The 9,847-nt window shown below is 36.3% G+C and carries 7 protein-coding genes; all 7 read left to right on the forward strand.

Going from position 1 to position 9,847, the window contains the following annotated elements; genetic code table 11:
• The first annotated feature begins 7 nt into the window (after positions 1-7).
• A complete protein-coding gene (locus SORDD25_RS06605) occupies positions 8-1,990 on the forward strand; it encodes an HsdM family class I SAM-dependent methyltransferase (protein WP_045618122.1) in 1,983 nt (660 codons plus the stop codon).
• Positions 1,983-2,993: a virulence RhuM family protein gene (locus SORDD25_RS06610; protein ID WP_061853087.1), complete on the forward strand. Its 1,011-nt coding sequence runs from the start codon at positions 1,983-1,985 to the stop codon at positions 2,991-2,993. The genes SORDD25_RS06605 and SORDD25_RS06610 overlap by 8 nt, the downstream gene beginning before the upstream one ends.
• Complete coding sequence (locus tag SORDD25_RS06615) at positions 2,986-4,113, forward strand: restriction endonuclease subunit S (protein WP_061853088.1); 1,128 nt, start codon at positions 2,986-2,988, stop codon at positions 4,111-4,113. The genes SORDD25_RS06610 and SORDD25_RS06615 overlap by 8 nt, the downstream gene beginning before the upstream one ends.
• Complete coding sequence (locus SORDD25_RS06620; protein WP_061853107.1) at positions 4,106-4,639, forward strand: restriction endonuclease subunit S; 534 nt, start codon at positions 4,106-4,108, stop codon at positions 4,637-4,639. Before SORDD25_RS06615 ends, SORDD25_RS06620 begins: the two co-directional genes overlap by 8 nt.
• Positions 4,632-7,283 carry a valine--tRNA ligase gene (locus SORDD25_RS06625; RefSeq protein WP_061853089.1) on the forward strand — a complete coding sequence of 884 codons (2,652 nt, stop codon included), beginning with the start codon at positions 4,632-4,634 and terminating at the stop codon, positions 7,281-7,283. The genes SORDD25_RS06620 and SORDD25_RS06625 overlap by 8 nt, the downstream gene beginning before the upstream one ends.
• 91 nt (positions 7,284-7,374) lie before the next feature.
• Positions 7,375-9,504: an ATP-dependent nuclease gene (locus SORDD25_RS06630; RefSeq protein WP_061853090.1), complete on the forward strand. Its 2,130-nt coding sequence runs from the start codon at positions 7,375-7,377 to the stop codon at positions 9,502-9,504.
• A partial coding sequence (locus SORDD25_RS09475; RefSeq protein WP_241497233.1) for a UvrD-helicase domain-containing protein occupies positions 9,471-9,847 on the forward strand: 377 nt, incomplete at its 3' end. The genes SORDD25_RS06630 and SORDD25_RS09475, both read left to right, overlap by 34 nt.

Consider the following 9,847-nt stretch of genomic DNA (forward strand, 5'->3'; position numbering starts at 1 on the left):
ATGAATAATGGCAAAAAAAGAAGTAAATACTGATTTATGGGTTCATGAACTTTTAAAAGAAGCAGGAATCCGTGAAAATTTTGATGCGCAGGGAAGTAATGTTAAAGAGATTAATGAAGCACTGAAGACTGCTTCGAAAAAAGGGACTGGAAATTCAGGCTTCCCAGAATACGTTGGAATTGTTAAAGACTTCTTAATCATTATTGAAGATAAACCTGGATTATCAAAACATATCAATTATACAGATGATGATTTGATTGCTGATGATGTCAAATCAAATACAGACTATGCAGTAAACGGAGCGGTCTTTTATGCTAAACATTTAGCAGATAAGGTTAGTTACAAAAAAATCATTGCTGTTGGAATTAGTGGCAATGAAAAAAAACATCGCATTACTCCTGTTTTTGTAAATGAACGTGGTGAATATTTTGAACTTGCGGATATTGAGACCCTTATTTCCTTTTCAATAGATAATATTGATGAGTATTACGTAAAAGAGATTCTTCAAGAAGAAACCAATTTTGAAAAAGAAACTGCTGAAATTTTAAAAGATGCCGCGACTTTACACAATGATTTGAGAAATTACGGCAATATTGAGGAAAAGAACAAACCTCTGATTGTTTCAGGAATTCTGTTAGCATTGAGAGAAACGGAGCATGGAAACTTCTCTCTGGAAAGTTTAACTGGAGATACTGTAAAAACAGACGGCTCAAAGATTTATACTGCCATCAAGTCTAACCTTCAGCGCGCTAATGTGTCTCCTGAAGTAAAAAAAGATAAACTACTTAGTCAGTTTGCTATCATTAGAGACGATGTGAAAATTAATGAAAAAAATGCTAATCTAGGTAAAACACCTATCAAACATTTCACAGAATTTCTTTATAAGAGTATTTATCAAAGTTTAAGATATAACAGTTCTGCTGAAGATTATCTAGGTCGTTTTTACGGAGAATTCATGTCTTACTCTGGAGGAGATGGCCAGAACTTAGGCATTGTTTTAACACCAAAGCATATCACGGAACTGTTTTGTGATTTGGTTGATTTGAAACCGACGGATAAGGTTTTTGATCCGACTTGCGGTACAGCAGGCTTCCTAATCGCTGCTATGCATGATATGTTAACAAAAGCAGAAAATGATTCTCAACGTGACCAAATTCGGAAACATCAGCTCTTCGGGATTGAAGAACAATCTTATATGTTTACAATTGCTACGACGAATATGATATTACGAGGTGATGGGAAAAGTAACCTTGAAAACCAAGACTTTCTACGCCAAAATCCTAGTAAGCTTCAGCTAAAACAATGCAACGTTGGTATGATGAATCCGCCATATTCAATGGGTTCGACAGCCAATACAGATCTGTATGAAATCAACTTTACAGAACACCTGTTAAATTCTTTAGTTGAAGGTGCTAAGGCGGTTGTCATCGTTCCTCAGTCCACCTTTACAGGGAAGACCAAGTTTGAAAAAGAAACTAAACAAAATATTTTAAAACACCATACTTTAGAAGGTGTTATTACACTTAATAAAAATACCTTTTATGGCGTGGGAACAAACCCTTGTATTGCAGTATTTACAGCTGGTATACCGCATCGTCCGGAAAAAGAATGCAAATTTATCAACTTTGAAAATGATGGTTTTGAAGTCTCTAAACACATCGGTCTAGTTGAAACAGCTACGGCTAAAGATAAAAAACAACACTTGCTTGATGTCTGGTTTGATCGCACTGAAGCAGAAACTAAGTTCTGTGTTCAAACAACGATTGAAGCTGATGATGAGTGGCTCCACTCTTTCTATTACTTTAATGATGAAATTCCTTCTGAGGAAGATTTTCAAAAGACCATTGCAGATTATCTAACTTTTGAAGTCAATATGATTACTCATGGACGAGGTTATCTTTTCGGAATAGAAGAGAAAGAGAATTACCAAGAAATTACCGATATTGAGGAACTTCCGATGGTAGCGGAAAAAGGTGACGATTATGAATGAAATTTCTAATTTTGTCCTATATACGACACCTAATGGTGATGTTAATTTAGATATTCTATTACAAGATGAAAATCTTTGGTTGACACAAAAAGGGATTTCTGACTTGTTCGGAGTTTCTAAATCAACGGTTAGTCACCATTTATCAAATATTTATAGTGATGGCGAGTTAGACAAGCTGGCAACTGTTCGAAAATTTCGAACAGTTCAAAAAGAGGGTAGTAGAGCGGTTCAGCGCGAATTAGAGTATTACAATCTTGATGCCATTATATCAGTTGGTTATCGCGTCAATTCAACTAAGGCGACACAATTTCGAATTTGGGCAACGAATACCTTAAAAGAATTTATTATTAAGGGGTTCGTACTTGATGACGAGCGTCTTAAACAGGGACAAACGGTCTTTGGTCAAGATTACTTCCGTGAACTCTTAGAGCGGATCCGTTCCATTCGTGCCAGTGAACGCCGTATTTATCAGCAAATAACCGATATTTTTGCGGAATGTGCTATTGACTACGATAGAAATTCTGAAATCACTAAGAATTTCTATGCCATGGTGCAGAACAAGTTCCATTTTGCTATTACAGGTAATACTGCTGCTGAGATTATTTATCATAAGGCAGATGCTGAAAAGAAACAAATGGGATTAACGACTTGGAAGAATGCACCAGATGGCCGAGTACTGAAATCGGATGTAACAGTTGCTAAGAATTATTTGCAAGAAAGCGAAATCCGTCAGCTAGAGCGTACCGTAACCTCTTACTTCGACTATATTGAAGGTTTGGTTGAACGCCGTAATACCTTTACCATGCAATCTTTGGCGGAAAGTATTGACCGTTTCCTTTCTTTTAATGAATATGACATTCTAGAAGGAAAAGGATCTATTTCTAAAAAACAGGCAGACGAGAAAGCCAGTCAAGAATATGAGAAGTTCAACCGCACCCAGAAAATCGTATCGGATTTTGACAAGCAAATCAAACAACTAATGGCAGGTGACAAAGATGAGTAAGTTAAAATTGACGGATGTGGAGTGGGGAGAGTTTAAACTAATTGATATTTTTGATATAAAAGATGGTTATTATAACAAAAAGCCTCCTCTGGATAAAGATGGGACGATACCATTTTTAGGTGCTACTCAAAATAATAACGGAGTAACAGCCTTTTATAGAAAAGAAACTATTGAAAAATGGGATAAAGTTGGCAACTTATCTTCAAAAGATGTTCATCTAAGATTTTTTCCTGGAAATTGCTTAGCTGTTACAAACAATGGCTCAGTTGGGCATATTTATTATCAGTTACAAATGTTTACCTGTAGTCATGATATAACTCCGCTTTATCTTAAAAATTACGTGTTAACAAAAGAGTTGGCCCATTTCTTAATACCCCTCCTTCAAAAAAGTGGAGAAAGTTTTGAATATGGTAAAAAATGGAGGCCAAAGAGGATGAGAAAATCAAAACTTATTCTCCCTGTCAATTCCCAAGGTCAGCCTAACTGGCAGTTTATGGAAGATTACATTAAGCAAGAACAGAAACAACAAGCTCAGAAAATCATTGATTATTATGAACGTAAATTGGTTGACCTAGCTGGAGATGTGGTGGGGATAGACAAGGTAGAATGGAAAACATTTCGATTCACTGAAGTTTTTCAAGAGATTCAAAGAGGGAAACGTCTGACAAAAGCTAATCAGACAGATGGTCCTAAACCTTATATTTCCTCAACTTCCGAAAACAATGGTGTAGATGCTTTTATTGGAAACGAAACAGGGGTTCGGAAATTTGAAGATGTCCTCACTATTGCCAATAGCGGAAGTGTCGGTTCCACTTTCTATCAGCAATTTGAGTTTGTGGCTAGTGATCACGTAACAGCTTTAAAGTCTGAAAATGCAGACAAATACGCTTATCTATTTTTATCTACCGTTGTTAAACGCTTAGAAGAAAAATATTCTTTTAACAGAGAGATTAACGACACCCGTATAAAAAGAGAAAAAGTCATTCTTCCAGCTGATAAAGAAGGTAATCCTAATTTCCAATATATGTCTGACTTTGTGAAAAAATTAGAACTTGATAAAGTCCAAGAAGTGCTTGAATATATATATATATATATATATAAGAGTGAAGATCATTCTTGAAGAAAAAGTTTGTGAAATTTCTTGGAAAGATTTCTGGATTGAAGATATTTGTGAGATTAAATCAGGCGTTCGTTTGACAAAAGCAAATCAAGAAATTGGATTGAGACCATTTGTAGGTGCTAGCGATAGCGATAATGGAGTTACAGCTTTTGTATCTAATAAGAATAAAAGTCTTGATGCAAATGTACTCGGTGTGAATTACAATGGTAGTGTTGTTGAAAATTTCTATCATCCCTACGAAGCCATTTTTTCTGATGATGTCAAACGTTTGAAATGGAAGGACGAGATAGACGGAAATAAATATACCTACCTTTTCTTGAAACAAATGATTTTGTCGCAAAAAATCAAGTATGCTTATGGTTATAAATTCAATGGCGAACGCATGAAACGTCAAAAGATTATGTTGCCAGTTACTAAAACTGGATTGCCAGATTATGACTATATGACTTCTTATATGAAAAAACAAGAATTAGAACAAATTTTTAAGATATTGAACTACTTAAACAAGGAGAACACACATGTCTAAAGAACTTTCACCTAAATACAATCCAGCCGAGGTTGAGGCTGGTCGTTACCAAAAATGGCTTGATGCCGATGTTTTCAAGCCTTCAGGCGATCAAAAGGCTAAGCCTTATTCCATCGTTATTCCACCACCAAACGTAACTGGTAAACTCCACCTTGGTCACGCTTGGGACACGACTTTGCAGGATATTATCATCCGTCAAAAACGGATGCAAGGTTTTGACACACTCTGGCTTCCAGGGATGGACCACGCTGGGATTGCGACTCAGGCTAAGGTTGAGGAGCGCTTGCGTGGCGAGGGTATTAGCCGTTACGACCTTGGTCGTGAAAAATTCCTTGATAAAGTCTGGGAATGGAAAGACGAATATGCCACTACTATCAAGGAACAATGGGGCAAGATGGGGCTCTCTGTAGACTACTCTCGTGAGCGTTTCACTCTTGATGAAGGTTTGTCAAAAGCGGTTCGCAAGGTCTTTGTGGACCTTTACAAGAAAGGCTGGATCTACCGCGGTGAGTTCATCATCAACTGGGACCCCGCAGCTCGCACAGCCCTTTCTGATATCGAGGTGATTCACAAGGATGTCGAAGGTGCCTTCTACCACATGAACTACATGCTGGAAGACGGTTCACGCGCTCTTGAAGTTGCGACAACTCGTCCTGAAACTATGTTTGGGGATGTTGCGGTTGCGGTCAATCCAGAAGACTCACGCTACAAGGACTTGATTGGTAAAAATGTCATCCTTCCAATCGCTAATAAATTGATTCCAATCGTTGGAGACGAACACGCAGATCCTGAGTTTGGTACAGGTGTCGTGAAAATCACACCTGCCCACGATCCAAACGACTTCTTGGTTGGTCAACGTCATAACTTGCCACAAGTTAACGTCATGAACAACGATGGAACCATGAACGACTTGGCCTTTGAATTTGCAGGCATGGACCGTTTTGAAGCTCGTAAGGCAGTCGTTGCTAAGTTGGAAGAAATCGGTGCCCTTGTTAAAATCGAAAAACGTGTCCACAGTGTTGGTCACTCAGAACGTACAGGTGTAGTGGTTGAACCCCGCTTGTCTACGCAGTGGTTCGTCAAGATGGATCAATTGGCTAAAAACGCCATTGCCAACCAAGACACAGAGGACAAGGTCGAATTCTACCCACCTCGTTTCAACGATACCTTCCTCCAATGGATGGAAAATGTCCACGACTGGGTGATCTCTCGTCAGCTCTGGTGGGGTCACCAAATCCCTGCTTGGTACAATGCTGAGGGTGAAATATATGTCGGCGAAGAAGCTCCAGAAGGTGACGGATGGACTCAGGACGAAGACGTCTTGGATACTTGGTTCAGTTCTGCCCTTTGGCCGTTCTCAACCATGGGCTGGCCTGATGTCGACTCAGAAGATTTCAAACGTTACTTCCCAACTTCAACCTTGGTAACAGGTTACGACATCATCTTCTTCTGGGTATCTCGTATGATCTTCCAATCATTGGAATTCACTGGCCGTCAGCCATTCCAAAACGTGCTTATCCACGGTCTCATTCGTGACGAGCAAGGGCGCAAGATGTCCAAATCTCTCGGAAACGGGATTGACCCGATGGATGTCATCGAGAAATACGGTGCTGATGCCCTTCGTTGGTTCCTTTCAAACGGTTCTGCACCAGGGCAAGACGTCCGCTTCTCTTACGAGAAAATGGATGCATCTTGGAACTTCATTAACAAGATTTGGAACATCTCTCGCTACATCCTCATGAACAATGAAGATTTGACTCTCGAGCAAGCAACTGCCAATGTCGAAAAAGTTGCAAACAAGGAAGCTGGCAACGTTACTGACCGCTGGATTCTCCACAATCTCAATGAAACCATCGGAAAAGTTACTGAAAACTTTGACAAGTTTGAGTTTGGTGTTGCTGGCCATATCCTCTACAACTTCATCTGGGACGAGTTTGCGGACTGGTACGTCGAATTGACCAAGGAAGTCCTTTATAGCGATAACGAAGAAGAGAAAGTCATCACACGTTCTGTTCTCCTATACACTTTGGACAAGATCCTTCGTCTCCTTCACCCAATCATGCCATTCGTGACAGAGGAAATCTTTGGACAAATCTCAGAAGGCTCTATCGTTACAGCGGAATACCCAACTGTTAATCCAGCCTTTGAAGACCTTGCTGCCCACACTGGTGTAGAAAGTCTCAAAGACTTGATCCGTGCTGTTCGTAATGCCCGTGCGGAAGTAAACGTTGCACCAAGCAAGCCGATCACCATCCTTGTTAAGACAAGCGATAGCGACTTGGAAGCCTTCTTTAATAGCAATGTCAACTACATCAAACGCTTCACAAATCCAGAACACTTGGAAATCGCATCAACCATCCCTGCACCTGAACTGGCTATGTCAAGCGTCATCACCGGAGCAGAAATCTACTTGCCTCTCGCAGACCTCCTCAATGTCGAAGAAGAACTGGCTCGTCTCGACAAGGAACTGGCTAAATGGCAAAAAGAACTGGATATGGTCGGTAAGAAGCTCTCTAACGAACGCTTCGTAGCCAATGCCAAACCAGAAGTCGTCCAAAAAGAACGCGACAAACAAGCCGACTACCAAGCGAAATACGACGCGACCGTGGTACGTATTAATGAGATGAGGAAACTCGTGAAATAAACACAGAAAGATAAACCTAAATATTATGATTTAGGTTTATCTTTCAACATTTTTTGATAACGCTTACTTTTTGATAAAAGGAAAAATTTTTATGAGAATTGATAAAATTACTATCGAGGGATATAGACGCTTTAATAAGAGTGCAATAAATTTAAATCATGGAAATTTTGCTATTTTAGCAGGAGCTAACAATAGTGGAAAAACTTCTCTGATTCAGTTGCTAGACATTATTTTTAATAATAAAACAAGAAAATCAGTGGGTTTTAAAGATTTTTCTATCACATTAAAATCCCTGTTGGATAACAGAGTCAAGGAATTAGATTTTTCCTCAGATTTTAATGACGAAAAGTTCATTGAATTTATAGATTATATTAATGAACAAATAAAAATAAAAGTTCAATTTGAATTGTCCTATGACTTGGAAGAATCAATTGGTTTATTTGCAAACTACCTCATGGATCTTGATGATGATAAGTGGAATTTTTATTTTGAATACAATTATAAACTCAATGCAGAGGCAATAAAAGAAGAATTTGTTAAACAAGATACCAAATCAGCTACAATACTTCAAGAAATCATAGAACAAAATACAGAAAGTATTTATTTTTATGCTGATAAGGATTTCAATAATAAGAAAATTATTGAATATAAAGATTTTAAAAAATTATTCCATTTTGAATATATATCTGCTGATAGAGAACTAGATGATGAAAATCTTAAAAATAAAAAGATAACTACATCAATTATTTCATCATCCGATTCTACTAACCGTGATTCTGTATGGGATAGTAAATTTAATGAATTAAAAAATAAAATAGCTAATGATTTGGCTGAATCAGAAATTGATTCTAGTTTTCAAAACGAAACACAAAATATTTTATCTGACTTAAAAGATAGTCTAGATAATGTATCAAAAAATGAAATTGAAGCTTTAGAAGCGAAATTTCATTTTAACGAAAAGAACTTATTGAACTTGATTAAGGATAGTTTATTAATTAATTATTCACATAGTACTGATGATTTTTTGTTTAATTTAACTGAAGAATCCCAAGGTCTTGGTATTAGTAATTTGATTTATATGAGTCTTCAAATTGATAGATTTAGTAGAACTATTCAACCAAATACTGTAAATTTATTTGTTATAGAAGAACCTGAAGCACATATGCATATACAAATGCAGAAAGTGCTAGTTAGTTATATTGAAACGATTTTTAGTAGCAAAAAAAATCTACAGGGGATTATTACAACTCATTCCACTGAAATTGTGAAAAATGTAGATGTTAATGATATAAAGGTAATTCGTTCAGAAAAAAACTTTATGAATCGTATTGTTGATTTACATCAATTTATTAACAATAATGGAGAAAAAGAATTTTATGAAACATTCTTTAAGCTAAATTTCGCAGATTTAATTTTTTCAGATGCTGTTATTTTTTATGAAGGAGATGCAGAGCGAATGTATTTTGAAAGTTTGATTAATAGAAAAAATTCAAAGTACAGTAATTTAGCTCGTCAATATTTAAGTTATTGTCAATGTGGTGGTGCTTATGCACATAAATATTTTCCACTATTAAATGAATTGAGAATGATGGCCTGTGTCTTTACTGATATTGATTACGATAAAGAAAGAGAGGAATTAGAGGGAATAGATAGTGATAAATCTTCTAATACGACTTTAAATTCAATATTACCTGCTGACAATAAAGATGTTGCCGGCATTTATCAACAACAAAGTCAAGATAGAGAAAAGAATATAGAAATTTTTACCCAAACAGATAAAGATGGATATGCTAGAACATTAGAAGATGCTTTATTATATAAAATGATTTCTCCAACAGAGGAAATAGAAAGTGTGTTTGAAAAATTTAACAAATCGGAGTGGGACAAATTTAATGAATCTTTTGAATTGAGACTACCTAAAATTACTTCTGGTAAAGAGTGTAGCATGAAGAGAGAGGAAATATATAATAGATTAGATATATCAAAAGAAAATAGGAAAATTGACTATCTGAGAGATAACCATCCTGAAGAGTATGCTGAGTATGAGGAATTCAAAGAAAATTGTGAACCAAAACGTTCAATAAGGGATTTAGTTTCAATTATTGATAAAACAAATCTAATGTACTCAATTATTTTTAAAGATAAAGTAATTGAAGTGTTGCCTAATTATATCGAGGAGGGATTAACGTGGCTCAACAACAAAATAACTTCTACAATATAAATGCTCCTGCTGGAAGTGGCAAAACTTACTTTATTAGTAAAACTATTAATGGAATTTTAAATAATGAACCATTTGTTAAAATTTTGTGTATTACCTATACTAATAGAGCTTCAGAGGTAATGCAGAAAAGAATTATTTCTCCAAATGTTGAAATATCAACTATTCATAGTTTTTTAAACGATTTTTTAAAGCCGTTCTTTAGTAACGATAAAATTATAAATTTTTATTTTGAAATTTATAAAGAAGAAATTAAAACTACACTCGATAACAGTGGGACATTAGTAGAACGGTATAAGGAAAGATTTTCAGTAGATGGCGATGTTTCTGAAGAAATAATAAAATC

Origin of the sequence: Streptococcus oralis, assembly GCF_001579525.1 — a bacterium.
Classification (GTDB): domain Bacteria; phylum Bacillota; class Bacilli; order Lactobacillales; family Streptococcaceae; genus Streptococcus; species Streptococcus oralis_M.